Source organism: Litorisediminivivens sp. KMU-197 (assembly GCF_056858395.1).
Genome location: NZ_JBXEQG010000001.1, coordinates 301218 through 326744, shown reverse-complemented (window position 1 = coordinate 326744; position 25527 = coordinate 301218). Strand labels below are relative to the sequence as shown.

General features: G+C 64.8%; 24 protein-coding genes. 10 read left to right on the top strand and 14 right to left on the bottom strand.

What is annotated here, in order from left to right:
• Positions 1 to 9: 9 nt before the first annotated feature.
• Together AC04PT_RS01580 and iscR are read right to left on the bottom strand one after the other, a co-directional pair.
• Positions 10 to 1053, bottom strand: a complete 1044-nt coding sequence (locus AC04PT_RS01580) for a cysteine desulfurase family protein (RefSeq protein WP_482871735.1) — start codon at positions 1051 to 1053, stop codon at positions 10 to 12.
• A gap of 78 nt (positions 1054 to 1131) precedes the next feature.
• Positions 1132 to 1593, bottom strand: coding sequence for a Fe-S cluster assembly transcriptional regulator IscR (gene iscR / locus AC04PT_RS01575; protein ID WP_482871734.1), 462 nt, complete (start codon positions 1591 to 1593; stop codon positions 1132 to 1134).
• A 163-nt stretch (positions 1594 to 1756) separates the two neighbouring features.
• Between iscR and AC04PT_RS01570 the strand changes: the two genes are divergently transcribed.
• Entirely contained in the window at positions 1757 to 2410 is a 654-nt protein-coding gene (locus AC04PT_RS01570; RefSeq protein WP_482871733.1) for an alpha/beta hydrolase, read from the top strand.
• Between the two features lie 10 nt (positions 2411 to 2420).
• A complete protein-coding gene (locus tag AC04PT_RS01565; protein ID WP_482871732.1) occupies positions 2421 to 2657 on the top strand; it encodes a hypothetical protein in 237 nt (78 codons plus the stop codon).
• Positions 2658 to 2687: 30 nt separating this feature from the next.
• Here the strand turns inward: AC04PT_RS01565 and AC04PT_RS01560 are convergent, their stop codons facing one another.
• Together AC04PT_RS01560 and AC04PT_RS01555 are read right to left on the bottom strand one after the other, a co-directional pair.
• The gene (locus tag AC04PT_RS01560; protein WP_482871731.1) at positions 2688 to 4109 is read right to left on the bottom strand and encodes a cytochrome P450; all 1422 of its coding nucleotides are present in this window, start codon (positions 4107 to 4109) and stop codon (positions 2688 to 2690) included.
• Positions 4106 to 5338 (bottom strand): hypothetical protein, encoded by a 1233-nt coding sequence (locus tag AC04PT_RS01555; RefSeq protein ID WP_482871730.1) that lies wholly within the window; start codon positions 5336 to 5338, stop codon positions 4106 to 4108. Before AC04PT_RS01555 ends, AC04PT_RS01560 begins: the two co-directional genes overlap by 4 nt.
• A gap of 93 nt (positions 5339 to 5431) precedes the next feature.
• On the opposite strand from AC04PT_RS01555, the gene AC04PT_RS01550 reads away from it, so the two are divergent.
• Positions 5432 to 5656: a sulfurtransferase TusA family protein gene (locus AC04PT_RS01550; RefSeq protein WP_482872427.1), complete on the top strand. Its 225-nt coding sequence runs from the start codon at positions 5432 to 5434 to the stop codon at positions 5654 to 5656.
• A gap of 113 nt (positions 5657 to 5769) precedes the next feature.
• Here AC04PT_RS01550 and AC04PT_RS01545 read toward each other — a convergent pair whose 3' ends face one another.
• From AC04PT_RS01545 to hppD, 3 genes are all read right to left on the bottom strand, one after another.
• On the bottom strand, positions 5770 to 8670 hold the full coding sequence (locus AC04PT_RS01545) for a ribonuclease E/G (protein WP_482871729.1): 2901 nt from the start codon (positions 8668 to 8670) through the stop codon (positions 5770 to 5772).
• Positions 8671 to 9135: 465 nt separating this feature from the next.
• Positions 9136 to 10833, bottom strand: coding sequence for an adenine deaminase (gene ade, locus AC04PT_RS01540; protein ID WP_482871728.1), 1698 nt, complete (start codon positions 10831 to 10833; stop codon positions 9136 to 9138).
• Positions 10834 to 10993: 160 nt separating this feature from the next.
• A complete protein-coding gene (gene hppD / locus AC04PT_RS01535; RefSeq protein ID WP_482871727.1) occupies positions 10994 to 12091 on the bottom strand; it encodes a 4-hydroxyphenylpyruvate dioxygenase in 1098 nt (365 codons plus the stop codon).
• Positions 12092 to 12228: 137 nt separating this feature from the next.
• Between hppD and AC04PT_RS01530 the strand changes: the two genes are divergently transcribed.
• Positions 12229 to 12684: an Lrp/AsnC family transcriptional regulator gene (locus tag AC04PT_RS01530; RefSeq protein ID WP_482871726.1), complete on the top strand. Its 456-nt coding sequence runs from the start codon at positions 12229 to 12231 to the stop codon at positions 12682 to 12684.
• 100 nt (positions 12685 to 12784) lie between these two features.
• On the top strand, positions 12785 to 14656 hold the full coding sequence (locus AC04PT_RS01525) for a monovalent cation:proton antiporter-2 (CPA2) family protein (RefSeq protein WP_482871725.1): 1872 nt from the start codon (positions 12785 to 12787) through the stop codon (positions 14654 to 14656).
• Positions 14657 to 14760: 104 nt separating this feature from the next.
• Here AC04PT_RS01525 and AC04PT_RS01520 read toward each other — a convergent pair whose 3' ends face one another.
• The 5 genes from AC04PT_RS01520 to AC04PT_RS01500 all read right to left on the bottom strand — a co-directional run bounded on the left by AC04PT_RS01520 (position 14761) and on the right by AC04PT_RS01500 (position 19866).
• A complete protein-coding gene (locus AC04PT_RS01520) occupies positions 14761 to 15270 on the bottom strand; it encodes a CarD family transcriptional regulator (RefSeq protein ID WP_482871724.1) in 510 nt (169 codons plus the stop codon).
• Between the two features lie 296 nt (positions 15271 to 15566).
• Positions 15567 to 15905 carry a ferredoxin FdxA gene (gene fdxA, locus AC04PT_RS01515; RefSeq protein ID WP_482871723.1) on the bottom strand — a complete coding sequence of 113 codons (339 nt, stop codon included), beginning with the start codon at positions 15903 to 15905 and terminating at the stop codon, positions 15567 to 15569.
• A gap of 49 nt (positions 15906 to 15954) precedes the next feature.
• Positions 15955 to 16338 (bottom strand): RNA-binding S4 domain-containing protein, encoded by a 384-nt coding sequence (locus tag AC04PT_RS01510; RefSeq protein WP_482871722.1) that lies wholly within the window; start codon positions 16336 to 16338, stop codon positions 15955 to 15957.
• Positions 16339 to 16341: 3 nt separating this feature from the next.
• The gene (locus AC04PT_RS01505) at positions 16342 to 19335 is read right to left on the bottom strand and encodes a helicase-related protein (RefSeq protein ID WP_482871721.1); all 2994 of its coding nucleotides are present in this window, start codon (positions 19333 to 19335) and stop codon (positions 16342 to 16344) included.
• A 27-nt stretch (positions 19336 to 19362) separates the two neighbouring features.
• Entirely contained in the window at positions 19363 to 19866 is a 504-nt protein-coding gene (locus AC04PT_RS01500; protein ID WP_482871719.1) for a tetratricopeptide repeat protein, read from the bottom strand.
• A 123-nt stretch (positions 19867 to 19989) separates the two neighbouring features.
• Between AC04PT_RS01500 and AC04PT_RS01495 the strand changes: the two genes are divergently transcribed.
• The 4 genes from AC04PT_RS01495 to AC04PT_RS01480 all read left to right on the top strand — a co-directional run bounded on the left by AC04PT_RS01495 (position 19990) and on the right by AC04PT_RS01480 (position 23795).
• Positions 19990 to 20277 carry an SCP2 sterol-binding domain-containing protein gene (locus tag AC04PT_RS01495; protein WP_482871718.1) on the top strand — a complete coding sequence of 96 codons (288 nt, stop codon included), beginning with the start codon at positions 19990 to 19992 and terminating at the stop codon, positions 20275 to 20277.
• Positions 20277 to 21248 carry an alpha/beta fold hydrolase gene (locus AC04PT_RS01490; protein ID WP_482871717.1) on the top strand — a complete coding sequence of 324 codons (972 nt, stop codon included), beginning with the start codon at positions 20277 to 20279 and terminating at the stop codon, positions 21246 to 21248. The genes AC04PT_RS01495 and AC04PT_RS01490 overlap by 1 nt, the downstream gene beginning before the upstream one ends.
• Positions 21249 to 21333: 85 nt before the next feature.
• Positions 21334 to 23154 (top strand): M3 family oligoendopeptidase, encoded by a 1821-nt coding sequence (locus AC04PT_RS01485; protein WP_482871716.1) that lies wholly within the window; start codon positions 21334 to 21336, stop codon positions 23152 to 23154.
• Positions 23155 to 23438: 284 nt separating this feature from the next.
• Complete coding sequence (locus AC04PT_RS01480) at positions 23439 to 23795, top strand: YigZ family protein (protein WP_482871715.1); 357 nt, start codon at positions 23439 to 23441, stop codon at positions 23793 to 23795.
• A gap of 3 nt (positions 23796 to 23798) precedes the next feature.
• On the opposite strand, the gene AC04PT_RS01475 is transcribed toward AC04PT_RS01480, so the two are convergent.
• Positions 23799 to 24068 carry a DksA/TraR family C4-type zinc finger protein gene (locus AC04PT_RS01475; RefSeq protein ID WP_482871714.1) on the bottom strand — a complete coding sequence of 90 codons (270 nt, stop codon included), beginning with the start codon at positions 24066 to 24068 and terminating at the stop codon, positions 23799 to 23801.
• 143 nt (positions 24069 to 24211) lie between these two features.
• Here AC04PT_RS01475 and AC04PT_RS01470 point away from each other — a divergent pair, with 143 nt between their 5' ends.
• Positions 24212 to 24661: an MgtC/SapB family protein gene (locus AC04PT_RS01470; protein WP_482871713.1), complete on the top strand. Its 450-nt coding sequence runs from the start codon at positions 24212 to 24214 to the stop codon at positions 24659 to 24661.
• Here AC04PT_RS01470 and AC04PT_RS01465 read toward each other — a convergent pair whose 3' ends face one another.
• Positions 24662 to 25372 (bottom strand): alpha/beta fold hydrolase, encoded by a 711-nt coding sequence (locus AC04PT_RS01465; RefSeq protein WP_482871712.1) that lies wholly within the window; start codon positions 25370 to 25372, stop codon positions 24662 to 24664.
• Positions 25373 to 25527 lie beyond the last annotated feature (155 nt).

Below are 25527 nucleotides of genomic sequence, written 5' to 3'. Positions count from 1 at the left end.
CCTCCGGGTTCACGCCGCACGGGCGCGGTATTTCCTGTATGCGGTGCACCATGTTTCAGCGAAACGCAGCACATCCTCTTCCGTGTTCGAAGGCCCGAGGCTCACGCGGATCGCGCATGAGGCCTCACCCTCGTCATATCCCATCGCCTGCAATACGCGGCTGGCCTTGACCTTGCCGCTGGAACAGGCCGACCCCGCGCTGATCGCGAAACCGGCGAGGTCCATCGCCATCACCTGCGTTTCGCCTTTCCAGCCGGGCGCCACAAGGCAAGATGTGTTCGGCAAACGCGGCGCGTCTTTCCCGACTAAAATAATCTCTTTTGAGGCAGCCTCAATGGCTTTTTCTAGAATATTTCTAAGTTCGGCCACCCGGTCCCAGACGCCAGCAGCCAGATCCTGCGCCGCCGCCGCGGCCGCCGCCCCGAAGCCTGCGATTCCGATGACGTTCTCGGTGCCCGAGCGGCGGCCCATTTCCTGTCCGCCGCCGAGGATACGCGCCTCGACATCCAGACCGCGCTGCAGGACCAGCGCGCCCACGCCCTTGGGCCCGCCCAGCTTGTGCGCCGAGGTCAGCGCCATCCGCGCACCGGACCAAGAAAAGGCAAACGGCACCTTGCCGAAGACCTGCACCGCGTCGGTCAGCGCCAGCCCGTCGGGCAGATCCTGCAGCACCCCGGTCTCGCTGTTGGCGGCCTGCAACACGCTGCCCGCAGGATCCCCAACAGCCACGCGGCCCGCCGCATCCACCGAAAGGCTCTCGTCCGCCCAAGCCCGCACGCAGTCATGCTCCACCCCCGAGCCGGCCAGCGCGCGGCCCGCGAGGGCCAGCCCAGCGGCCTCGGTCGCGCCGGAGGTAAAGACGATGTCCGCCTCGCCCGCGCCGAAAGCCTCGGCCACCTGCGCGCGCGCCTTTTCGATCAGACCCTTGGCGCGGCGGCCCTCAGAATGCACCGAGGACGGATTGCCGACGACATCCATGGCCGCGATCATCGCCGCGCGGGCTTCATCGCGCAGCGGCGCGGTGGCATTATGATCCAGATAGACCCGTTTCACGCAATCTGTCCTTCATCTTGCCGGACAAACTCCGGGGGAGTCGCCGCAGGCGGCGGGGGCAGAGCCCCCTGCACGGTCTCAGCCATCGTCCACCACCGCAAACAATCCCGGCACCGCCGGACAGGGGGCCAGCGAATTCTCGACGATGTCCGACAACCGCGTCTGGTGCAGGAAGACGTAGACATGCGCCGACAGCCCCTCCCACAACCGGTTGGACAGCGATTGCGCCTTGCTGCCCGACATGCCGCCGCTTGCGCCCGCGCCCTTGTGCATCGCATCCACGGTTTCGTCGACAGCCGCCAGCACGTCGACGACGCGGATTTCGGTGGTGGGCCGGGCCAGCCGGTAACCGCCGCCGGGACCTCGCACCGAAGCCACGAGGTCCGCGCGCCGCAGCTTGACGAAAAGCTGTTCGAGATAAGGCAACGACACGCTCTGACGGGCCGAGATTTCGCCCAGGGTCACCAGCTTGTCCTGTGGTTGCAGCGCGATGTCCACCAGCGCCACCATCGCATAGCGCCCCTTGGTGCTCAGCTTCATCTTCCCTCCCGCGCCCGAGGCCCGCTGACTTGTTGACCTTGCTATGTATTCCGCTTATCTGCGGTTAGCCCGTTCCGTCGCCGGAAAGGAATTAGAACAGTTCTAAGGTAGGCAAGCATTTCTGTCAACAATGCAGCCACCTTGCGTGAGGAGTTCATCGCATATGCCCGAGGTCATCTTCCCCGGACCCGAAGGTCGGCTGGAAGGCCGCTATCACCCGCAGAAAGAGCGTGACGCGCCGATCGCCATCGTGCTGCATCCGCATCCGCAATTCGGCGGGACGATGAACAACAAGGTCGTCTACAACCTGCATTATGCCTTTTACAACATGGGCTTCACCGTGCTGCGGTTTAATTTCCGCGGCGTCGGGCGAAGCCAGGGCGAATACGATCAGGGCGTCGGTGAGCTCAGCGATGCCGCCTCTGCCCTCGACTACCTTCAGTCGATGAACAACAACTCAAAGCATTGCTGGGTCGCGGGCTTTTCCTTCGGGGCCTGGATCGGCATGCAGCTGCTGATGCGCCGGCCCGAGATCACCGGCTTCGTCTCGGCCAGCCCGCCGGCCAACATGTACGACTTTTCGTTCCTCGCGCCCTGCCCTTCGTCGGGGCTGATCATCAACGGCACCGCGGACCGCGTGGCGCCGCCGGCCGATACCAAATCGCTGGTCGGCAAGCTGCATGAGCAGAAGGGCATCACCATCACTCATTCCGAGATCGAGGGCGCCGGGCACTTCTTCGAGAACGATCACATGGACACGATGATCGACACGGTGTCGGACTACGTCAAACGCCGGCTGACCGAGACCACGCGCTGAGGGCCGGAGCATGGGCATTACCGAAGATATCGCCGACCGTCTGGCGCGTGACGTGATTGAGGCGGCGGAACTGATGGACGACGAAACCCTGGTGGCCGAAACCGCCAGGATCATGGGCACCTCTTCAACGACCACCGAAGAGGCGTTCCTGACCGCCGTGCGTGTGCGACTCGCGGAAAAGCGCGGGCGCGAGTTTCTGGAGAAGAGGGTGCGTGCCTTCGAGGAAAAGGTGAAAAAGCAGGTCTGACCGACCTGTTTTCACTTCACTGGCCATAGGTCACGCGGGTTTTTCGCCAGCGCCGCCGTCCCGCGGACTGACGCGCAGGTGGATGCCATTTTGGGATCGGACCGTCAGATGTGCGACCGGCACCGGCGGCGGGTGATCGCTCAGCTCGAAGCGGAAATGCGCCAAGAGCTGCGACAGGATCAGCGGCCCCTCGACCATGGCGAACCCGGCCCCGGTACAGACACGGCTTCCGGCTGAAAACGGCAAATAGGCGTCCCGCAGGCAGGTCTTGCCGTTCTCGGTCGCGTAGCGCCCCGGATCGAAATCATCCGGATTGTCCCACAACCGTTCGTGCCTGTGCAGGTGCCACGGGCTCAGCACGATCTGGCTGCCCGGCGCGATGTCACGGTCGCGGAAGCGTTCCGGACAGGTCGTCTCGCGCACCATCATCGGCACGGGTGGATAGAGCCTGAGCGCCTCGCGGAACACATCGCGGGACAGGCGCAGCTTCGACATGACCGCGAAATCGGGCGCCTGCCGCGGCGTGGCATCGTCCGCAGGATGGGCGGCGGGCAGCAGGGCGGCACGCGCCTCGCCGGCGATGCGGTCCTGCCATTCCGGGTAAAGCGCCATGAGGTAGAGCGTCCAGGCGAGGGCCGAGGCGCTGGTTTCATGGCCGGCGAGAAAGAAGATGGCAACCTGATCGACCATTTCCTCGGTGGTGAAACGCTCGCCGGTCTCGGGGTCGGCGGTTGTCATGATCTTGGTAGCAAGGTCATCGGGCGCCGTCCCGGCGGCGATCGCCTTCATCCGCGCGGAAGTGAGCCGGGTGATCAGGTTGCGGATGGTGGCGGCAGAGGTGCGGGTTCGGCGGCTGAAGAACCGCGGCATCCACCTCGGCAGCGGCACGAAGGCAGCGAGGTTGAGGATCGGCTGGCTGCGCTGGTACTCGCGGAACTCCGAGAAGACCCGCGCCGCGACCTCGTGTTCGATCGGGATCGAGAACAGGGTGCGGAAAATGACGTCGGCGGCTGCGTGACTGGTTTCCGCCTCGACTTCAATGACTTGGCCGCTTGTCTTCATCAATCGCGTGACCGCGCTTTCCGACGCCGCCCACATCGCCGGAAAGGTGTCGCGCAGGCGGCCGCCATCGAACGCCGGGTCGATAATGCGGCGCTGGCGCTTCCAGGTCTCGCCGTTGGTCAGGAAGACCGAGTTGCCCAGAAGCGGCCGCAGCCCCTCGCCGATCCGGTCGGATTTGGGAAAGTCGTCCGGCCGCTCCTTCAACACCGTCTTGATCAGGTTGGGCTGGTTCACAAGGTAGGACCGGAAGAAGGGCGTGCGGAACTCGGCCATCCACGCGCGGTACAGGCGCGCGGGTTGGGCCGACAGGATATCGCGGCGGAACAGCGACATGTAGCGCAGCAGCGATACCCTTTCGGCCCGCGATTTCGGTTTGGGTGGCCGGCTCATGGCGACGTCGAGGTAAAGGTGTTGACCGGACGGGTGATGCGCGATTTCGATGCCGGGCGATTGCGATACCGCTCGGCCAGGGTCTTCGGACCGGCAGTGATGCGGAAGTAGTCATAGTCCTTCGGCGCATCGAAAGCGCAGAGATACTGGAAATGCAGTCGGAAGAAGCGCCAGCGCAGCGCCTTCCAGCGTTCGGGCGACAACGACTGGCTGAAGGCGGCCGAGAACACCAGCGGCCATTTCTGCTTGTCTGTGGCCACGCCGGTGACCGCCACCGGATCGCAGAGCGCAAAGGCGCAACCGTCGCCGGGGGCGGTCACGTCGACCCAGAACACCTCGTCACGCTCCGACAGGAAGGCGAGGTCGGCACGCAAACGCCACGCCCGCGGCAGGAAGGTGACCATGGGCACGACGTGACCCAATGTCAGGAATCCGAGTTTCGGCCCGGTGTCGGTGACCCGACCCGAGCGGATCAGGTCAGCCAGCACCGAGATGCCCAGATGTGCGCCGGAGGAATGCCCGATGACGAGAACCTCGTCGACGTCCGCTTTCATCGCCGACGCGATGGTTTCGGTGAACGCGGCCATCCGGGCTTCAAGCTCGGGCGAAATCGCGCCGTGGTGACGGGCGTTGTAGGAATAGTCGTGCATCAGATAATAGACGAAAAGCTTGCCGTCCCAGCGCTTGAGAAGTTCCAGCAGACCCCAGCCCGCCGCCAGCCCCCCCACGAGGCCCAAAAGCGGACCGGCCAGACCGATCCAGGGTTGCAGTGCCTGACCGATGCGCCATCCCAGCCAGACCAGAAGCAGCGCAAGGACCGCCTGCCCCAGCATCATCACCACCGGATAGAAGGCCGCGATCACCGGGCCCTTGCAAAGCTTGGTCAACCGCCACAAGGCACCCGAGCCTATATAGGCCACGGCGGTATGGAGCATGCGCAGATAGCTCATCGCGATGCCGTGTCCCATGGAGCGCTTTACGATATCGGACCATTGCAGCACCTCGACCTCGGTCTCGACCGCGCCGTCGGGGAACTGTCCGGTCACCATCCAGCCGAAGTTGGGGGTCGAGACGCGCGGCTTGATGGTGACATCGTATCCGGAGATTTGACCCTGCCGGGCGCTTTCCTTGCGATAAAGCTCGCGGTAGCGGCGCGGATGTATGGGATCGTAACCCGGTATATAGAATACCCGGCGCCTGGCGACGCTGTCTGACCTGCCCGCACTCATGTCCGACTCTCGTGGTTTTCCATCAGGTTAAGGCCGGTTTGCGGCGAGAGTGTGGCACTGGACTTCATCGAACTCCCTGCGTACACCAACCGCATGACCGAGATCGTCGACGCCACCCACCTGTTGTGCCCCCTGCCCGTTCTGAAGGCGCGCAAGCGGCTGCAATCACTGGACGTGGGCGCGCTGCTGGAATTGCGGTCCGACGATCCGGCGGCGGTGGTGGACGTTCCGCACTTCTGCCACGAGGCCGGTCATGCCCTGATCGAGACGCGCGAGGACGCCGGCGTGCAGATCTACGTGATCCGCAAGGGCGGTTAGGTCCCCGTCTGATCCGTCGACATATCTGATCTTTCGCAACGGCGCGTCGGTCAACGGCAAACGCCCCGGCAGGTGCCTGCCGGGGCGCTGATTGTTTTCAAAACCGTCCGAGGTCAGCGCCCGATCGACCACCAGCCGCGGCGTTTGGGCTTCGTATCGGCCTCCTCTTCGGCTCCGGCGGTTGCCAGTTCCGGCTCTTCTTGCGCGCTTTCCTGCGACGGTGCCTCGCTCGGCTCAGGCTCGGCGGCGGTGTCGGCGTCAGGCTCTGCCGCGGTCGCTGCCGGTTCTACTTCGTCCTGACCGGTCTCCGGCGCGGGTTCGGGCTCTGCCGCCACCTCCGCCGGCGCCGCGGGCGCTACGGGCTCTGCCGGTGCGTCCTGACCTTTGTCTTGCGCGATCGCGGTGGCCTCTGCCGGCTCTGCCGTTTCCGACTCGCCGCCGGGCTCAGAGGTGTCGGTCACGGGCTCGGCTGGCGTGGCTTCGTCGGTGGGCGTCGACAGATCGGCATACTCCGGGGCCAGCCCCGGATCCTGCTGGACGATCGGCGCCGCTTGCGGAGCCTCGTCCTCGGACTTCGCAGACCTGCGTCGGCTGCTCGAGGTTGTGCGCTTGCGCTTGGGCTTGTCTTCGGACTTGCCCTCGCCTTCGGCGTCCTGCGCGGCGGGTTCCGTTGTCACGGCATCCTCCGCCGGGCCGGCGGTCGCGTCGCCGTCACCGTTGCTGTCGTCCTGACCCTCGTCCTGACCGTTGGCTTCGCCGTTCTTCGCCTTCCGCCGACGACGACGCCGACGGCGCTTCTTGGGTTTGGGGCTTTCTTCGTCGCCATCGGAGTCGGAGGTGCCAGCGTCTTCCGTGGCCTCCTTTGCCTCGGCTTCCGCCGTGTCGTCCTCTTCCTCTTCGACGGTCTCGTCGACGAGGTCCATGATCGTCGTATCGGCCGACACCACCGGAGCCTCGGCAACCTTGCGGGTCGCGGTCTTCAGCTTCTCGAGCGTGAAGTCCGGGCTGACCATGGCAGGATCGCCCTCGACCCTGACCGCCACGCCATAGCGCGCCTCGATCATCGCGATATGTTCACGCTTGGCGTTCATCAGGTAGTTGGCGATGGTCACCGGGCAGCGCACCAGCAATTCCTTGCAGCGGCGGCGGGTGCCCTCTTCCTCGATCTGGCGCAGCACCTGCAGGGCAAGGTTGTCGTCAGACCGGATCAGCCCGGTGCCGTGGCAATGCGAACAGGGCGCGGTCGTTGCCTCGATCATGCCGGGGCGCAGGCGCTGGCGCGACATCTCCATCAGGCCGAAGCCCGAGATGCGGCCCACCTGGATACGCGCCCGGTCGCTTTTCAGCTTGTCCTTGATCTTCTTCTCGACGGCGGCGTTGTTCTTGCGCTCGTCCATGTCGATGAAATCGATCACAATCAGACCGGCGAGGTCGCGCAAACGCAGCTGGCGCGCCACCTCCTCCGCGGCTTCGAGGTTGGTCTTGAGCGCAGTTTCCTCGATCGAGCCTTCCTTGGTGGCGCGGCCGGAGTTCACGTCGATCGCCACCAGTGCCTCGGTCACGCCGATCACGATGTAGCCGCCGGACTTGAGCTGCACCGTCGGGTTGAACATCGCGCCGAGGTAGCTTTCCACCTGATAGCGCGCGAACAGCGGCAACTGCTCGGCGTAGTGCTTCACGTTCTTGGCGTGGGACGGCATGATCATTTTCATGAAGTCCTTGGCGATGCGGTAGCCGCGCTCGCCTTCCACCAGAACCTCGTCGATGTCGCGGCTATAGAGGTCGCGGATCGAGCGCTTGATCAGGTCGCCTTCTTCATAGATCTTGGCCGGCGCGATGGATTTCAGCGTCAGTTCGCGGATCTGCTCCCACAGGCGTTGCAGGTATTCATAGTCGCGCTTGATCTCTGACTTGGTGCGCTTGGCGCCGGCGGTGCGGATGATAAGGCCCGCGCCCTGCGGCACGTCGATCTCGGCGGCGATTTCCTTGAGCTTCTTGCGGTCGGGCGCGTTGGTGATCTTGCGGCTGATGCCGCCGCCACGCGCGGTGTTGGGCATCAGTACGCAGTAGCGGCCGGCGAGGCTGAGGTAGGTGGTCAGCGCCGCGCCCTTGTTGCCGCGCTCTTCCTTGACGACCTGCACCAGCAGGATCTGGCGGACCTTGATGACTTCCTGGATCTTGTAGCGGCGCGGACGCGGCTTGCGCGGCGGACGGATGTCAGCCTCGTCATCATCGTCGGCGACCGATTCGATCTCGCTGTCCTTTTCGGACGCGGCGGGTTTGCGCGGTTTGCCGTTGTCCTCGTCGTCGTCGCCGTCGGACTCTTCAGTCTCGTCGCGGGCCTCGTCATCCGTCTGGTCGGCCTCGGCCGCATCGGGCGCGGCCGTCTCGGACGGCGCATCGGCGTCGGCGTCGGCGGTCGGCGTCTCGGCGTCGGCGATCGGTTCCGCTTCGGCCTCTGCCGAGGCGTCTGCGTCGGACGCGGGTTCACCCTCGCCGGCGTCAGCGGGCTCCTCGACCGGCGTCGGTGCCACGGTCGCCATCGGCGACAGGCCCTCGAGCGTGTCTTCGCCGTCGCCCAGGTCGATGGTCTCCATGCCTTCGACTTCGCGGCTTTCCACGGCGTCCTGGCTGGCGGTCTTCTCGGCCTTCGACGACGAACGGCGACGCGACGTGCGCTTCTTGGGCTTTTCGTCTTCCTCGTCGCGGGCGCGAATCGCCTCGGCATAGGCGCGCTCTTCCTCCATCAGCGCCTCGCGGTCGGCGACGGGGATCTGGTAATAGTCCGGATGGATTTCCGAGAAGGCGAGGAAACCATGGCGGTTTCCGCCGTAATCCACGAAAGCCGCCTGCAGCGACGGCTCGACGCGCGTCACTTTGGCGAGGTAGATGTTGCCGGCTAGCTGGCGCTTGTTTTCCGATTCAAAGTCGAATTCCTCGACCTTGTTTCCATCCACCACCACGACGCGGGTTTCCTCCGCGTGGGTGGCATCGATAAGCATTTTCTTGGGCATGTAACTTTCAAGCTTTCCCGCCCCGAAAGGGCCGCCGGGAGTGTCCCGGGCGGCGCCGCCGATTGCAGGAAATGTCCGATTGGGGCGACGATCTGCGCGGTCAGTAAAGGCAAGGGTGCAAGGCCGGTAACGGCCCCTGCTCCTGCCCTCTGATGTCTCGCGCGTTGCATCGCGTTTCTTCTCCGACGGTCCGGCACCTGCCGACCGCCCGTTTACGACCCGCCGCTTTTCGCGGTGCGGGCTGGTCTTCTTGATCTCCGCCACGCAGCGTGCGCGGTCCGGGGATCAGATCGGTCTGTCTTTGAAGGGGTCGGGCCCTAGTGCCCGCGCGACTTCGAAAACAGCGAAACTCTCGGGCAGCGGGACTGCGCCCATCTGCCTGTCGTCAACATAAGGGGGGATGGAGGGCAAATACAATGCCCAATCGTATCCGCAGGCGGGCGGCCCGCGCATTTCGGCACCGACCTACCCCGGAATGATCTCGAATTTCAGCACGTCGACCATGCCCCTGTCGGTGATCTTGAGCGCCGGGATAACCGGCAGCGCGAGAAACGCAAGTTGCAGAAAGGGCTCCTCCAGCCGGACACCCAGTGAGCGCGCGGCATCGCGCAGGGCGATCAGGTGTTCGTGCACCACCTCGAAGGGTTCGAGGCTCATCAGCCCGGCGACGGGCAGTGCAAGCTCGGCCAGCACCTTGCCACCCCGAACCACGACGAAGCCACCCTCGATTTCGGACAGGCGATTGGCTGCCACGGCCATGTCGTCATAATCCATCCCGACGCAGGCGATGTTGTGGTGATCGTGACAGACGGTCGAGGCAATCGCACCGGCCTGCATCCCGAAGCCGCGGACAAAGCCGGTGGCGATGTTGCCGTTTCGGCCATGACGCTCGACCACCGCGATGCGGGCGAGGTCGCGGCCCGGATCGGGGCGCTTGTCGCCATCGGCGATGGCGATCTCTTCGGTCAGATGCTCGGTGATGATCTTGCCTTCGATGATGCCGATGACATCGGTCGAGGTCCGGTTGCCGGTGCTGCGGAAGTCCCCGGCCGAGACCGTCGGCGCCTTGACAGAGTTGCGCCCGACCACCTCGACATGGCCGCGGGCAGCAAAGGCGGTCTCGGTCACTTCGCGTCCGGCGCAGAACACCCGCGCGGCGCGACAGTCCGCGAGCGTCTCCACGGCCACGATATCGGCCCGAAGACCCGGCGCGATCAGCCCGCGGTCCTTCAGCCCGAAGGCTTCCGCCGCCGCAAGCGACGCCGCGCGGTAGGCGGCCAGCGGCGGCACGCCCTTCTGGATCAGGCGACGGATCATGTAGTCGAGGTGCCCGTGCTCGGCGATGTCCAGCGGGTTGCGGTCGTCGGTGCACAGGCACATGTAGGCGCTGGTGCGCTCGGTCAGCAACTCGGCCAGTGCCTCGAGATCCTTCGACACCGATCCTTCGCGGATCAGCACCCGCATGCCCTTCTGCAACTTCTCGCGGGCTTCGGCGGCGGTGGTGGCCTCGTGCTCGGTCCGGATGCCCGCCGCGACATAGGCGTTGAGGTCCTTGCCGCCCAGCATCGGGCAGTGGCCGTCGATGTGACGCCCCTCGAACAGCCGCAGCTTGGCCATGGCGCGTGGATCGCGGTGGATCACGCCGGGATAGTTCATGAACTCGGCCAGCCCGATGCCCGAGGGGTGGCCCATCACCCGCGTCAGGTCGTCGGCTTCGATCTGCGCGCCGGCGGTCTCCATGTCGGTCGAGGGCACGCAGGAGCTGAGCTGTACGCGGATGTCCATCAGCGTGTGCTCGGAGGCCTGCTGGAAATAGCGGATGCCGTCGAGGCCCACCACGTTGGCGATCTCGTGCGGGTCGCAGATCGCGGTGGTGACGCCGCGCGGGGCGACGCAACGGTCGAACTCGAAAGGGGTGATGAGCGAGGATTCGATGTGCAGATGGGTGTCGATGAACCCTGGCACGAGGGTGAGGCCGGTGACGTCCACCACCTCCCTGCCCTCGTACTCCGCGCCGATTCCGACGATCCGGTCGTCGCAGATGGCGACATCGCCGGGGATCATCTGGCCAGTGACGAGGCAGAACACCTGCCCGCCGCGCAAGACGAGGTCGGCGGGTTCATCGCCGCGGCCCTGGGCGATGCGGGTTTCGAGATCGGTCATGGAAGCGCCCCCTGTCTGGTATCGGGGGCGATCATAGGGCGGCGCGCGGCAGTGTCACGTGGCGAAGCCCCGGACATGATCCGGGGCCTCACCTCGCGGTTCTGCAGGAGGTCCCGGATCAGGTCCGGGACAGGGGCGCGATCTGCAGCACCGCTGCGGCTCACTTCACCGGGTCAAGCTCGCCGCTGTCGATCTGTTCCTGTTCGATCGACTCGAAGAGCGCCTTGAAGTTGCCCTCGCCGAAGCCGTCGTCACCCTTGCGCTGGATGAATTCGAAGAAGATCGGACCGATCACGGTCTTCGAGAAGATCTGCAGCAGGATGCGGGTCTCACCACCGTCCACCACGCCCTCGCCGTCGATCAGGATGCCGTGCGCCTTCATCCGGTCGATCGGCTCGTCATGGCCTTTCACCCGGTCGTGCGACAGCTTGTAATAGGTCTCGGGCGGGCCGGGCATGAACTTGATGCCGCGGTCGGCAATCTCGTCGGTGGCGTCATAGATGTCATGCGCGCCCACCGCGATGTGCTGGATGCCTTCGCCGTTGTACTTCTTGAGGTAGGCCACGATCTGCCCGGTTTCGCCCCGGTCTTCGTTGATCGGGATGCGGATGCGCCCGCAGGGCGAGGTCAGCGCGCGCGAGAACAGGCCGGTAAACTTGCCCTCGATGTCGAAAAAGCGGATTTCGCGGAAGTTGAACAGATCGCCGTAGAAGTTGAACCACTTGTCCATGTTGCCCTTGAACACGTTGTGGGTCAGGTGATCGAGGTAGTAGAACCCGACGCCCTTGGGCTTGGACTGCGCGATCCAGTCGAACTCCTCGTTGTAGGGCGAGGTCTCGTAGTACTTGTCGATGAAATAGATCAGGCTACCGCCGATGCCCTTGATTGCGGGCACGTCCATCGTCTTGTCGTCGCCCTCGTAGGGCTCGGCGCCCTTGGCGACGGCATGATCGAATGCGTGCTGCGCATCGACGACGCGCCAACCCATGGACGGCGCGCAGGGCCCATGCTCTGCGACGAATTTCGCGGCAAAGCTGGAGGGATCGGCGTTGATGACATAGGTGATGTCGCCCTGCTGCCAGAGCTCGATCTTCTTGGTCTTGTGGTTGGCGACGTGCTCATAGCCCATCTTGCCGAAGAGATCGCGCAACTCCTGCGGGTCGGGGTGGGCGAATTCGACGAATTCGAAGCCGTCGGTGCCGGCCGGGTTGTCCTGGGTGATCTTCGATTTCGGCGCTTCGTGCGGGAAAGGACCCATGTGCTGCTCCTCCTGTGTCTGATTTGCGCGAAGGATACGTCCAAGACCGCCGGAGATGTGCGCATTTTCCGGCATGTCAACCTTCCTTTTTGCGGGACTTGCGCGTACAATCCCGCGAAGATGCGGAGATCACGCACATGATCGATTCTACCGACCGCAAGCTTTTGGGCCTGCTGCAACAGAATGCGCACCTGACCGCCAACGAGCTTGGCGAAGCGCTCAACCTGTCGCCCAGTCAGGCCGGGCGGCGGCGCCAGAGGCTGGAGGCCGAGGGCTACATCCGCGCCTATGCCGCCAAGCTGGACGCACAGCGGCTGGGGCTGGGCGTGCAGGCCTTCGTGCAGGTGCAGATGGCCAGCCAGCGGCCCGAGGAGGCGCAGAGCTTTACCAGCCTGATGCAGACCCAGCCCGAGATCGTCAGCACCTGGACGCTGACCGGGGACGCCGATTACCTGCTGCGCGTCTACTGCCACGATCTCGCCGACCTCAACGGGCTGATCCATGACGTGCTTCTGCCGCATCGCGCGGTGGCGCGGGTGCAGAGCCAGATCGTCATGGACCAGCTCAAGCAGGATGCTCCGCTGCCTCTCTAGGCACAGGGCGGAAAATAACCTGTGCAGGACGCGAACCCGCCTTGTCCTGCCCTTGCGGCACTTGCATCATGGGACCAGCACGGAAAGGACCCCCCGCGACATGGAAAGCTTCCTCTTTCAGGCCTCGATCTTCCTCGCAGCAGCGGTGATCGCGGTGCCCATCGCCACGCGCCTCGGAATGGGGTCGGTGCTGGGCTACCTGGCGGCGGGCATCCTGATCGGGCCGGTCTTCGGCTTCGTCGGCGGGTACGAGACCACCGAGTTGCAGCATTTCGCCGAATTCGGTGTGGTGATGATGCTGTTCCTGATCGGCCTCGAACTGGAGCCGCGGGCGCTTTGGGACATGCGGCACAAGCTGATCGGTCTGGGCGGGTTGCAGATCATCGTCACCACGGCGCTGATCATGGGCGGTGGCATGGCGCTGGGCCTGGGATGGCAGGTTGCGCTGGCGGTGGGGATGATCTTCGCATTGTCCTCGACCGCGATCGTGCTGCAGACGCTCAGCGAAAAGGGGCTGATGCAGACCGGCGGCGGACGGTCGGCGTTTTCCGTGCTGCTCACGCAGGATATCGCGGTGATCCCGATGCTGGCGCTGCTGCCGCTTCTGGCGGTCGGTCCGACGGCGGCCTTCAATCCCGACGGTTCGATCACCCGCCCCAAGCCGGAGGATCACGGCGAGCATGCCATGTCGCTGGTCGAGGGCCTGCCGGGCTGGGGCGTTACCCTGGTGACGCTGGGTGCGGTCGCGGCGGTGGTGCTGGCGGGCATCTACCTGATCCGCCCCGCATTTCGTTTCATCCATGCCGCGCGCCTGCCGGAATTGAACACAGCGCTTGCGCTGCTGATCGTGGTGGGCATCGGCACGTTGATGAACATGGTCGGCCTGTCGCCGGCGCTCGGAACCTTCATGGCCGGCGTGGTTCTGGCCAACTCCGAGTTCCGCCACGAGCTGGAAAGCGATATCCAACCGTTCAAGGGCCTTTTGCTGGGACTGTTCTTCATCACCGTTGGGGCAGGCATCGACTTCAACACCCTGTGGGGCGCGCCGCTGAAGATCCTTGGGCTGACGGCGGCCGTGATCTTGATCAAGGGCGCTGTTCTCTATGGTTTGGCGACGCTGTTCCGTCTGCGCAAACGTGGTCGCTGGCTGTTCACACTGAGCCTGGCGCAGGCGGGGGAATTCGGCTTTGTGCTGATCTCGTTCTCTCTGACGCAGAACATCCTGCCGGTCGGCTTGTCGCAAACCCTGCTGCTGGTGGTGGCGCTGTCGATGCTGGCGACGCCGCTGCTGTTCATCCTGTATGAGCACCTTGCCAAGCGGCTGACCGAAAGCGGCGAAGCGTTCGAAGCCGACGAGATCGACGAACAGGGGCCGGTCATCATCGCCGGTGTCGGGCGCTTCGGTCAGATCGTCAATCGCCTGGTGCAGTCGTCGGGATACAAGACCGTGGTCCTCGATCACAACATGCAGACCATCCAGCTGATGCGGCGCTTCGGGTTCAAGGGCTTCTACGGGGATCCGACGCGGCCTGAACTGCTGCATGCCGCCGGGCTAAAGGATGCGCGGGTGCTGGTGGTGGCGCTCGACAATACCGACGCGGCAATCCGGCTGACCGCCTTTGCCAGACGCGAGCGGCCCGACCTGCACATTGTGGCCCGTGCGCGCGACCGCACCCATGCCTTCAAGCTCTACCAGGCTGGCGCCAACGACATCGTGCGTGAGATGTTCGACAGTTCGCTGCGCGCGGGGCGCTATGTGCTGGAGAACGTCGGCCTGACCGACTACGAGGCGTCGGAGGCGGAGAAGGTTTTCTATCACCACGACCGGCATTCGGTGGCGGAATTGGCGAAACTGTGGCGCGACGATATCTCGGCGATGGACAACGAGCCCTATATCGCCCGCGCCAAGGAGTTGGAGCGTGACCTAGAGGCGGCCTTGCAGGCGCAATTGCAGAAGGCGGATGCGGCCTGAGGCGGACCGGTCGGCCAACGGTTTCGCCCGACCTTCGCACCCGGTACGCATGAAAAAACCCGCGCAGTTGCCCGCGCGGGTTCCAAATAGTCTCAGTCGGGCTCTCAGGCCGCGCGCGACACCAGCACGTCGTCGACCTGCTTGGCGGCCGCAACTTCGTCACCACCGCTGACGGCGGCGACTTCGCGGGTCAGACGCTCCAGCGCGGCTTCATAAAGCTGACGCTCGGAATAGCTTTGCTCACGCTGCTCATCGTTGCGGTGCAGGTCGCGCACCACCTCGGCGATCGAGATCAGGTCGCCGGAGTTGATCTTCTGTTCATACTCCTGCGCGCGGCGCGACCACATGGCGCGTTTCACGCGGGCCTTGCCCTTGAGCGTGGTCATGGCCTTTTCGATCACGTCCGGCGTGCTGAGCGAGCGCATGCCAATTTCGCTGGCCTTGTGGGTCGGCACCCGCAGCGTCATCTTGTCCTTCTCGAAAGAGATCACGAAGAGCTCAAGCGGGATGCCCGCGATTTCCTCTTTCTCGATCGAAAGGATCTGCCCGACGCCATGCGCAGGGTAGACCACGTAGTCGTTCGGCCGGAACTCAGATTTCTTCGATTTGGTCATGCAGTCCTTCCTCGCATGTTCCCACGGATGTGCCAGAGACACGAAAACCGGACGGGGATCATCATCCTCGCTGGCCGGTTTTTCAATCTGTCGCAGTCAACAGGACAGGTGCAGACGAACCTGTCCTTCATGGGGAGTAAATATCATGTAACGGGTAATATAGCACCAAAAGGATGCGATTTCCAGCATATTAGACGCAGATTCGCTTGAACCCGCCTGTAATCAGGCGGTTACATCCTTAATACGGCGCGCATCGGGCCGATTTCAGCCACTATGCGCGAATCGTTGCCGCGGCGTCAACCGCCCTCGCCCGGCGCCTCCGAGAAGTATTTCTCGAGCTTGCCCTCTTCGCCGTCGCGTTCTTCGGCCTTGGGCAGCGGGTCCTTCTTGGTGATGATGACTGGCCACATCTCGGAATACTTGCGGTTGAACTCGACCCACTTTTCCATATCCGGTTCGGTATCCGGCTTGATCGCATCGGCGGGGCATTCCGGTTCGCAGACGCCGCAGTCGATGCATTCGTCGGGGTGGATCACCAGCATGTTCTCGCCTTCGTAGAAGCAGTCCACGGGGCAGACTTCGACGCAGTCGGTGTATTTGCAGGCGATGCAGTTGTCATTGACGATATAGGTCATCGGCGCCTCGTTGCTGGCTTTGGCGCGATAGCTAAATCAGAGCGCCGGATCATTCAAGCGTGCGTCGGCGGTTAAGATCAAGGTTGCGCCGCTCGCGTTTGGTGGGACGACCTTTTCCCTCGTAAGACGGGTTCGCGGTCATGGTGTCCTGCGGTTCGAGAACTTCCGGGGACAGGTCTTCATATAGCGCCTGTGCTTCCGGGGCCGGGCCGCGGCGGGTGCCAAGCTCGACTATACGGATCACGCGCACGCGGCGCGATTGAACAAAGGTCAGCACATTTCCGGGCGCCACGAGGCGCCCGGGTTTGGCAATGCGGGTGCCGTCGATGCGCACGCCCTCGGTGGACACGGCCTTGGCGGCAAGGCTGCGGGTCTTGAAGAACCGCGCCTGCCAGAGCCACTTGTCCAGCCTCAGCTTGCCATCGGCGACCAAGGCCTAGCCCTTGTCCTTCAGCCCCATCAGCGCGGCAGCGAAGGGATTGTCCGGGTCGATCCGGTCCTTTTTCTCGGGGCGCGACTGGAACGACTTGGGCTTGTTGTCCTCGCGGCGCGGACCCTTGCCCCGACCGCCGCCTTTCGGACCCCTGCCCTTGCCGCGACCGTCCTGCTTGCCATCGCCGCGTCCGCGTGGCTTGCCGCCCTGACGGGGCTGACGCGCCCAAGTGAAGGTATAAAAGACCTCGGTATCGGGCCCGGCCTCGGCAGGATCGGCGATTTGGCCCGGAGGCAGCTCACCCGCCGCCTTGTCGACCGCCGGGATCGGGTCCTCCGGGGCGCCGTCGGCCTCGGTCGCGGCAACGCCCGCCACGTCGGTACTGTCGGTCGCCTGGGTGTCGGGGATGTCGTCGGTGGCCTCGGGGATATCCGGCTGTTGGGCCGGATCGGGCGCCTCGGCCTCGGCCGCCGGGTCGATCTGCGGCGCGGCCTCGCTGCCGGGCGCTGGATCGGGCTGGGCCACGTCCATGACCGGGACGTCCGGCTCAGCCGCTGCTCCGATGTCGCTACCCGGCGCGGCGTCGTGTTCGCTGTCGGCGACCACGGCATCGGCTGGTTTCACCTTCTGCCGCTCGCCCTTCTCGGCACGGTAGCCCAATCCCTGCATCAGGTCGGCGAACTGTTCCAGTGTCATGCCGGTGATCGACAGCATGTCGGGCTTGGCTTCGAAACCGCCACGGGTGTCCTCGGCACGCAGCATGTCGGCCAACCGTTCCAGCATGTCGATACGGATGGCACGCTGGCCGGCCTTGCGGTAGCCGGACATGGTGTCGGCCCCCTCGGGCGCGCCGGCATCGCTGGGCACGGTGACGAGGCCCGGCGGCGGCGCCTCGGGGAAATCGTCGAGGCCCTGCCACAGCGACCATAGCACCAGCCGCAGACGGGTCGGCGCGGGTTTCAGCAGCAATGGCATGAAGATGGTGAACTGGCCGAAGCGGACACCATGCTTGCGCAGTGCGCCGCGCGCGTCCTGATCGAGCGCCTTCACGTCGTCCGCCACCTGAGCGCGGGGGACGATGCCGAAGCCCTCGACCATGCGGAAGGCAAATCCTTTGGCCAACCCGGCCAGCGCCTCATCGCGGCCCAGAGCGATCAGCGGTTCGAACAGCGTCGCGATCTTGCGGTCGATGAAATGCTGCAACCGGCGCTGTACCTTCTGCGCCACGTCGGGTCCGGCCTCGTCATCGACGAAGGCCTTGACCTCGGGCTTCAGCGGATCGGAGCCTTTCACGAGCTTGCCGACCGCCTGGTCGCCCCACATAAGGCCACCTTGTTCGGTGAAGTCGATCTCGGTGTCGGGCGCGTTGTAGAAACGGTCGGCACGCAGGTGAAAATGCGGCGCGAGTGCCTGAAGCGACGCTGTCTTCAGCGTCTTTGCCTCCTGCCCTGTCGCATCCTTGTCCTGCCGAAAGCGGAACCCCTCAAGACGGCCGACGAATTCGCCCTCAACCGTCACTTCTCCAGTCTCGTTCACATCGGCCAAGAGGGCCTCCTTCTGTTTCAACCGCCGCAACAAGACACTTGTCCGCCGGTCTACAAATCTCTGGGTCAGGCGGTCGTGCAATGCGTCCGACAGCCTGTCTTCTACAGCCCGGGTGACCCCGCGCCAATGGGTTTCGTCCTGCACCCACCCCTTACGCTGAGCGACATAGGTCCACGTGCGGATATATGCCAGCCGTTTCGACAGGGTGTCGATATCGCCGTCCGTGCGGTCGATCCGACGTACCTGTCGCGCCAGCCAGTCGTCCGGAACGCGCCCCGATTGGTGCAGGTAACGATAGATAACACCCAGCAGGCCCGCATGTTCCGCATGGCTGATGCCGCGGAAGTCCGGAATGCGGCAGACGTCCCACAGCAGGCGCACGGCGTCAGGGCTGGAGGCGCGGGCGAAGACCTCGTCCTCCTGCGCCAGCGTGCGCAGCGCGCGCAGGTCGTCGGCCTCGCGCGCCTTGAGAAGCATGTCGTCGCCCGAGGGCCGTTCCAGCGCCGCGATCAGCCGGTCGATGCTGCCGAATTCAAGCGCCGCGTTGCGCCATTGCAGCTTCTTCAGCGGGGTGAAACTGTGGCTGGTGATGGCGTCGACCGTATCCTCGTCCAGCGCCGAGGCTTCGCCGGTCACGCCGAAGGTGCCGTCGCGCATGCCGCGCCCGGCGCGACCCGCGATCTGCGCCAGTTCGTTCGGCGCAAGGGGCCGCATGCGCCGGCCATCGAATTTGGTGGTGCCGGAAAAGGCGACATGGTCGATGTCGAGGTTCAACCCCATGCCGATGGCATCGGTGGCCACCAGAAAATCGACGTCGCCATTCTGGTAGAGCGCGACCTGCGCATTGCGCGTTCGCGGAGACAGGGCCCCCATGACGACCGCCGCGCCGCCCTTCTGCCGCCGAAGCAGTTCGGCAATCGCATAGACGTTCTCGACCGAGAAGCCGACGATGGCGCTTCTGGGCTGCATCCGGCTGATCTTCTTCGATCCGGTGTAGCTGAGCTGGCTCATCCGCTCGCGGCGCATGAACTCGACCCCGGGCACCAGCGCCGCGATCGGTCCGCGCATGGTGTCGGAGCCCAAGAACAACGTCTCGTGGGTGCCGCGCATCCGAAGCAGCCGGTCGGTGAAGACATGGCCGCGCTCTGGATCGGCGCAGAGCTGGATTTCGTCGATGGCAACAAAGTCGGTGCCCATGCCTTCGGGCATCGCCTCGACCGTGCAGACCCAGAACTGGGTGCGCGGCGGCACGATACGCTCTTCGCCGGTGACCAGCGCCACCACGGACAGCCCACGCACCGCGACGATGCGGTCATAGACCTCACGCGCGAGCAGCCGCAAAGGCAGCCCGATGATGCCGGTGCGATAGCCCAGCATCCGCTCTATGGCGTAATGGGTCTTGCCGGTGTTGGTCGGCCCAAGGACAGCAACCGTCCGCGCCTCAAGTGGCATCCCGCGTCCCCCGGGCTGAGTGGAAGTTCAGAGTTCGCGGCCCCGGACCGCATCGCGCAACCGATCGACGCCCTTTCGCGCCTCATCGTCATGCGGATTCAGGTCAAGCACCATTTCATAGGCCGTGAGCGCGCGCGCCGGATCGTCCAGCATCTCGAAGATCACCGCCAGCCCGCGCAACGCACCGAAGTGATTGGGGTTGAGCCGCAGCGCGGTCTCGAGGTCGCCCAGAGCAGGACCGAAGCGTTCGGCGTTGAAATAGGCCATTGCCCGGGTGTGATAGCCTTCGGCGAAATCCGGGGCGTGATCCGTCAGCGCGGTCAGGTGATCGATGGCCGTACCGTAATCATCGACATCCAGCGCGTCGCGGCCGCGCTTGAGCAGCAGATCCATCGCCGCCGAGCCCGATTTGCCCCACTCGCGGATGATCTCGCGCTCCAGCTTCGCGGCTTCGGCCGGATCGGCCTCGCGCAACTGATTCAAAAGCGCTTCGGTTTCCGCCGCCAGCACCCCCTGAGGTAGGGAATACATGACTATGAGCGAAAGTGCCGTAACGCTAGATTTGATGTGCTGTCTGATCGTGGTCATAGTGCGTCTAATGTAACGCAGCCGGTTGGGAATACCAGCCGCGATCAGTCAAAGGAGAGAGAGCAGATGAGCGATGTGGTGGCAGCGGCCGTAAAGGCGCTGAACGAGAAGATCGACGGCGGATTCGACGGCCGCGCAAAGTTCGTGATCGAAGGTGAAGGCGCTATCATCGTTGATGACGCCGGCGCCCGTGCGGCCGATGAAGAGGCCGACGTGACGATGACCGCCGATGCCGACACCTTCCAGTCGATCATGGAAGGCGATCTCGACCCGACCTCGGCCTTCATGAGTGGCAAGCTCGCCGTCGATGGCGACATGGGTCAGGCGATGCAACTGGGTCAGGCCCTGTCCTGATGACCCTGACACCGGCCCCCCTGTTCAACGACCTGCCCGGCATGCCCGCCGGCGGGTCGGCGCATTGGCTGACCGCGGATGACGGCAAGCGCATCCGCATCGGTCACTGGCGCGCGGAGGGCCGGTCAAAGGGCACGTTCCTGATCTTTCCCGGCCGCACCGAATACGTCGAGAAATACGGGCTTTTCGCCGGCGAGCTGAACGCCGCCGGGTTCGACGCCATAGCCATCGACTGGCGCGGCCAGGGGCTGGCCGACCGGTTGCTGCCCGACCTGCGCATCGGCCACGTCGATATCTTCGACGACTACCAGCGCGACGTCCGCGCGGTGCTGGAGGCGTTGCCCGCGCTTGACGTGCCGCATCCGCTTTACCTGCTAGGTCATTCCATGGGCGGCTGCATCGGGTTGCGCGCACTTTATGGCGAACATCCCTTCACCAGCGCCGTCTTCACCGGTCCGATGTGGGGCATCCGCATGTCGGCGCCGCTGATCCCCGCCGCATGGGCGATCGCATGGACCAGTCGGGCCCTGGGGCTCAGCCACCACTATGCTCCGCCCCACAGCGAAGAAAGCTACGTCGCCACCGCGCCCTTCGACGGCAACCTGCTGACCCGCGACCCCGGAATGTACGACTTGCTGCAACGCCAGGTACAGGAACATCCCGAGTTGCAGCTTGGCGGGCCGTCGCTGCACTGGCTGCACGAGGCCCTGCGCGAGACCCGCGCGCTCGCGGTTCTGCGCTCGCCGGACACGCCCTGCCTGACCTTCGTCGGCTCCGAGGAACGCATCGTCAGCGTGCCGCGTATAGTGCAGCGCATGACCGCTTGGCCCGACGGCAGGCTCGAAGTCATCGAAAACGGCGAGCACGAGGTTCTGATGGAGGGCGCCGACACCCGCCGGCGGATCCTCGACCTGATCCTTGCCCACATCGACGCTGCCCGGACGACCGCACCAAGCGCCGCCAGCGCCTGACGCAGGGGACGCCATGGCGCCTCCCTTGAACCCGCCCCCGTGACGCGCTTATGTCTGGCGGGACCTCAAGGACAAGGCTGATCACATGTTGCACCTCCCCTTCCCCGTCCGCGACGCCAATGCCGGCGGCGGCTCCAAGGACCTCGGCAATCTGCCCGAGTGGGACCTTTCGGATCTCTACTCCGGCGAAGAGGCCCCGGAACTGGCCCGCGACCTCGACTGGCTGGAAACCGAATGCGCCAGCTTCGCGGCCGACTACGAAGGCAAGCTGGATACACTGGACGCCGAGGGCCTGCTGACCTGCGTGCACCGGAACGAAAAAATCTCTTCCGTCGCAGGCCGCATCATGTCCTACGCCGGGCTGCGCTATTACCAACTGACGACCGACGGCGGCCGCGCCAAGTTCCTGTCGGACACGCAGGAGAAGATCACCAATTACACCACCCCGCTGGTGTTCTTCACGCTGGAACTGAACCGGCTGGAGGACGACCACCTCGAACGCCTGCTGGCCTCGAACGACGATCTTGCCCGGTATCGCCCGGTGTTCCGCCGCATTCGCGCGATGAAGCCCTATCAGCTGTCGGATGAGCTGGAAAAGTTCCTGCATGATCTCGGCGTCGTCGGCGACGCATGGGAGCGGCTGTTCGACGAGACCATCGCGGGGCTGGAATTCGAAGTCGACGGCGAAGAGCTGACCATCGAGGGCACGCTCAACCTCTTGACCGAGCAGGACCGCGCCAAGCGCGAGGCCGCCAGCCGTGAACTCGCCCGCGTCTTTCAGGACAACGTCAAGACCTTCGCCCGCGTCCACAACACGCAGGCCAAGGAGAAGGAAATCCTCGACCGCTGGCGCAAGATGCCCTCAGCCCAGACCGGCCGTCACCTGTCCAACGACGTGGAGCCGGAAGTCGTCGAAGCGCTGCGCGATGCCGTGGTCAAGGCCTACCCGCGCCTGTCGCACCGCTATTACGAACTGAAGCGGAAGTGGCTGGGCCTCGACCGGATGCAGGTCTGGGACCGCAACGCGCCGCTGCCGATGGAAGAGACCCGGATCGTGGGCTGGGACGAGGCGCGGACCATCGTGCAGGACGCCTATGCCGGGTTCGACCCGCGCATGGCCGATCTCGCCGCGCCGTTCTTCGACAAGGGCTGGATCGACGCCGCGGTGAAACCCGGCAAGGCCCCCGGCGCTTTTGCCCACCCCACGGTGACGGACGTCCACCCCTATGTGATGCTCAACTACCTTGGCAAACCGCGCGACGTGATGACGCTGGCGCATGAGCTGGGTCACGGCGTCCACCAGCGCCTTGCTGCCGATCAGGGCGAGATGCTGTCCTCCACCCCGCTGACCCTGGCCGAGACCGCCAGCGTGTTCGGCGAGATGCTGACCTTCCGCAAGCTGCTCGACAACGCCAAGGACAAGCAGGAGCGCAAGGTCCTTCTGGCCGGCAAGGTCGAAGACATGATCAACACGGTGGTCCGCCAGATCGCCTTTTACGACTTTGAATGCAAGCTGCACGCCGCCCGCCGCGAGGGCGAGCTTACGCCCGAGGACATCGGCGCGCTGTGGATGTCGGTGCAAGGCGAAAGCCTTGGCCCGGCGTTCGACTTCATGGAGGGGTACGAGACCTTCTGGGCCTACATCCCGCACTTCGTCCACTCGCCCTTCTACGTCTACGCCTATGCTTTCGGCGACGGGCTGGTGAACGCGCTCTACGCCGCCTATGCGGCGGAACCGGAAGGCTTTCAGGAAAAGTACTTCGACATGCTGAAGGCGGGTGGCTCCAAACACCACAAGGAGCTTCTCGCGCCCTTCGGCCTCGACGCCTCGGACCCCGCCTTCTGGGACAAGGGGCTGAGCATGATCGAAGGCTTCATCGACGAACTCGAAGCGCTGGAAGACTAGGCGCCCCCGTGAGTCGCCTGCGGGTCAAGGATCGCCGCAGGCGACCGGCGCAGCCGGCGCGGAGCGTCCTTGAGGCGCTGGCGTCTCGCAGAACACTGGACAAGGCGCGTTCAGGGCAGACCTGTCCCTGAACCGCTTCCCCAGCAAAACTCCCCGCTGTCCCCAAACACCAAACCAACCCCGGCCCACCGCGTGCCTGCGGAGGCGGGGGCGGGTGGGCGGGAGCCTCCGCAGGCACGCCTCCGACGCTGGACAAGCCACCGCGTTGCCGTCACACCACCCCCATGCTGACCCTCGACAACATCCTCACCGACCGCGGCTCGAAATACGCCGTCTCTGGGGCGCCCTGCACTTCCGAGTCCGAGGCGAAAGCGCTGGTCAGACAGCTCAGGAAACAGAAGAAGTTCGCCAAGGCGACGCACAATAGCTGGGGCCTGTTGCTGGGCGACACCCCGATCAAGAGCGACGACGGCGAAAGCGGCGCGGGCAACGTGATCCTGCGCATGCTGGAACGCGACTGCATCACCGATCACATCGTCATCGTCACCCGCTGGTATGGCGGCAAGCACCTTGGCGGCGACCGCTTCCGCCACGTCCAGACCGCCGTCCGCGCCTATCTGGAGGCTGCCGGCCTCGGCTGATACTCACTTCAGTTGGCTGTCCTTCGAGCCGCGCCGATTGATGCCGCCGCGCGCCCGGTGCGCCCCGTCCCGCTCCTGCTGGCAGTCGATACAGAGCTTCACTCCCGGAAGCGCCTGCCGCCGCGCCGCGGGGATCTCCTCCTCACATTCGGCGCAATGGGTCAGGCTCTCGCCCACAGGCGCCCGGCGGGTCCGCAAGCGGGCCAGTTCATCGTTGATCGACGCTTCGATCTGTTCGTTCACCGCGCCATCGCGCGACCATCCACCTGCCATGACATCCTCCTGCACACGCCCTTGAAATCTAGGCGTCCCGGCCGCCCGGCGCAACGATGGGCCGCCGGCATAAAATGAACCCGATTGCACGATGATGCGTTAGCCTGCCGCCATTACCGCGCCACAACAGCATCGGACAGTCCATGATCGACACCCAGACCTTCCTTCTGCGCGCCCTCGTCGCCATCATCCTCGGTGGCGTCATCGGCATCGACCGTGAGGTCAAGAACAAGCCGCTGGGCGTCCGCGCCTACATGCTGATCTCGCTGGGGGCCGCCGGGGTCTGCATGTTCTCGATCGATATGGCTTCGAAGATCGACGAGACCGGACTGGCCTTCGACCTGTCGCGCGCGGTGCAGGGCATCGTCGGCGGAATCGGCTTTCTCGGCGCCGGTGCGATCATCGGCGGAGATTCCACTGGCCGGCTCCGCGGTGTGGCCAGCGGCTCGGCAATCTGGCTGGTGGGCATCGTCGGTATCGGCGTGGGCTTCGGCCTGCTGATCGAATCCGCCGCACTGGCCATCGCCGGTCTGCTGATCCTTACCGTGGTCAACAAGGCGCGCCAGGAACTGGCCGACGAGGACGACGAGTGACTATTGCAGGACGAAGGGCTGCCTTTGCCATGTGCGCAGCGCGTTGATCACCGCCTCCGGCTGCTCCAGCGGCGCCAGGTGACCGGCGCCCTCGATCACCTCGAGCTTGCCGTAGGGGATGAGCGTCGCCAGAAACTCGTGCCGTTTGACCGGCAGCGCCGCGTTTTCCGCGCCGCAGATCACCAGCGCCGGCACCTTGCACTTGCGCATCACCGACTGCTGATCCTTGCGCCGCATCAGCGCCCGGCTCTGGCGGGTGTAGACCTCGGGTCCGAGCGTCATGCCCATGTCCAGCGCCATGGCGGTCGCATCCGCCCGATAGGGCGATACCGCCAAGCCCTCGCGCCGCAGATCGTCTTCCAGCACCTCTCGCAAACGGCCAGTTCGTGCCCGAATGATCCGCGCTTCACGCTCTGATGCGTCCTGCGGTGTTTCGCCCAAGGGCGAGGAATCGAGCAGCGCTATGCGCATGATCCGCTCCGGCGCACGGCGCAGAAGCTCCATCGCCACCACCCCGCCAAAGCCCATGCCCGCAAGTGCGAATTTCTGTGGGGCGACCGTCAGGATGGCTGAGGCGATTTCCTCGATGCGCTCGCCGGTGGTGACTGGCGCCACCATCACTGGCGTGTCTGTGCCAAGCGCCGCCAATTGCGCCGAGAAGACCCGCGCATCGCACATGAATCCCGGCAATAGAACAAGCGGTTCACGCATTGGTTCGGTCCTGCTCCCTCACCTGCCCCGCTTTGGCGCGGGATCTGGCGGCAGGATACTGCAACCACGAGCGAATGAAAGCGGGGAATTGCCGGTCGGACCCAAGGCCGGTGGTTCCCCGCCGATCCTGGGCTATCATGCCGCCAAGCGAGCTT

Excerpts from the sequence above, each read along its gene's own strand:
- AC04PT_RS01470 (WP_482871713.1), top strand. The coding sequence starts at position 24,212 with ATGATCGACACCCAGACCTTCCTTCTGCGCGCCCTCGTCGCCATCATC.
- AC04PT_RS01500 (WP_482871719.1), bottom strand. The coding sequence starts at position 19,866 with ATGTATTCCCTACCTCAGGGGGTGCTGGCGGCGGAAACCGAAGCGCTT.
- AC04PT_RS01570 (WP_482871733.1), top strand. The coding sequence starts at position 1,757 with ATGCCCGAGGTCATCTTCCCCGGACCCGAAGGTCGGCTGGAAGGCCGC.
- AC04PT_RS01485 (WP_482871716.1), top strand. The coding sequence starts at position 21,334 with ATGTTGCACCTCCCCTTCCCCGTCCGCGACGCCAATGCCGGCGGCGGC.
- AC04PT_RS01560 (WP_482871731.1), bottom strand. The coding sequence starts at position 4,109 with ATGAGCCGGCCACCCAAACCGAAATCGCGGGCCGAAAGGGTATCGCTG.
- AC04PT_RS01550 (WP_482872427.1), top strand. The coding sequence starts at position 5,432 with ATGACCGAGATCGTCGACGCCACCCACCTGTTGTGCCCCCTGCCCGTT.
- AC04PT_RS01545 (WP_482871729.1), bottom strand. The coding sequence starts at position 8,670 with ATGCCCAAGAAAATGCTTATCGATGCCACCCACGCGGAGGAAACCCGC.
- AC04PT_RS01475 (WP_482871714.1), bottom strand. The coding sequence starts at position 24,068 with ATGGCAGGTGGATGGTCGCGCGATGGCGCGGTGAACGAACAGATCGAA.
- ade (WP_482871728.1), bottom strand. The coding sequence starts at position 10,833 with ATGACCGATCTCGAAACCCGCATCGCCCAGGGCCGCGGCGATGAACCC.
- AC04PT_RS01465 (WP_482871712.1), bottom strand. The coding sequence starts at position 25,372 with ATGCGTGAACCGCTTGTTCTATTGCCGGGATTCATGTGCGATGCGCGG.
- AC04PT_RS01505 (WP_482871721.1), bottom strand. The coding sequence starts at position 19,335 with ATGCCACTTGAGGCGCGGACGGTTGCTGTCCTTGGGCCGACCAACACC.
- AC04PT_RS01530 (WP_482871726.1), top strand. The coding sequence starts at position 12,229 with ATGATCGATTCTACCGACCGCAAGCTTTTGGGCCTGCTGCAACAGAAT.
- AC04PT_RS01525 (WP_482871725.1), top strand. The coding sequence starts at position 12,785 with ATGGAAAGCTTCCTCTTTCAGGCCTCGATCTTCCTCGCAGCAGCGGTG.
- AC04PT_RS01495 (WP_482871718.1), top strand. The coding sequence starts at position 19,990 with ATGAGCGATGTGGTGGCAGCGGCCGTAAAGGCGCTGAACGAGAAGATC.
- fdxA (WP_482871723.1), bottom strand. The coding sequence starts at position 15,905 with ATGACCTATATCGTCAATGACAACTGCATCGCCTGCAAATACACCGAC.
- AC04PT_RS01480 (WP_482871715.1), top strand. The coding sequence starts at position 23,439 with ATGCTGACCCTCGACAACATCCTCACCGACCGCGGCTCGAAATACGCC.
- AC04PT_RS01555 (WP_482871730.1), bottom strand. The coding sequence starts at position 5,338 with ATGAGTGCGGGCAGGTCAGACAGCGTCGCCAGGCGCCGGGTATTCTAT.
- AC04PT_RS01520 (WP_482871724.1), bottom strand. The coding sequence starts at position 15,270 with ATGACCAAATCGAAGAAATCTGAGTTCCGGCCGAACGACTACGTGGTC.
- hppD (WP_482871727.1), bottom strand. The coding sequence starts at position 12,091 with ATGGGTCCTTTCCCGCACGAAGCGCCGAAATCGAAGATCACCCAGGAC.
- AC04PT_RS01565 (WP_482871732.1), top strand. The coding sequence starts at position 2,421 with ATGGGCATTACCGAAGATATCGCCGACCGTCTGGCGCGTGACGTGATT.
- iscR (WP_482871734.1), bottom strand. The coding sequence starts at position 1,593 with ATGAAGCTGAGCACCAAGGGGCGCTATGCGATGGTGGCGCTGGTGGAC.
- AC04PT_RS01490 (WP_482871717.1), top strand. The coding sequence starts at position 20,277 with ATGACCCTGACACCGGCCCCCCTGTTCAACGACCTGCCCGGCATGCCC.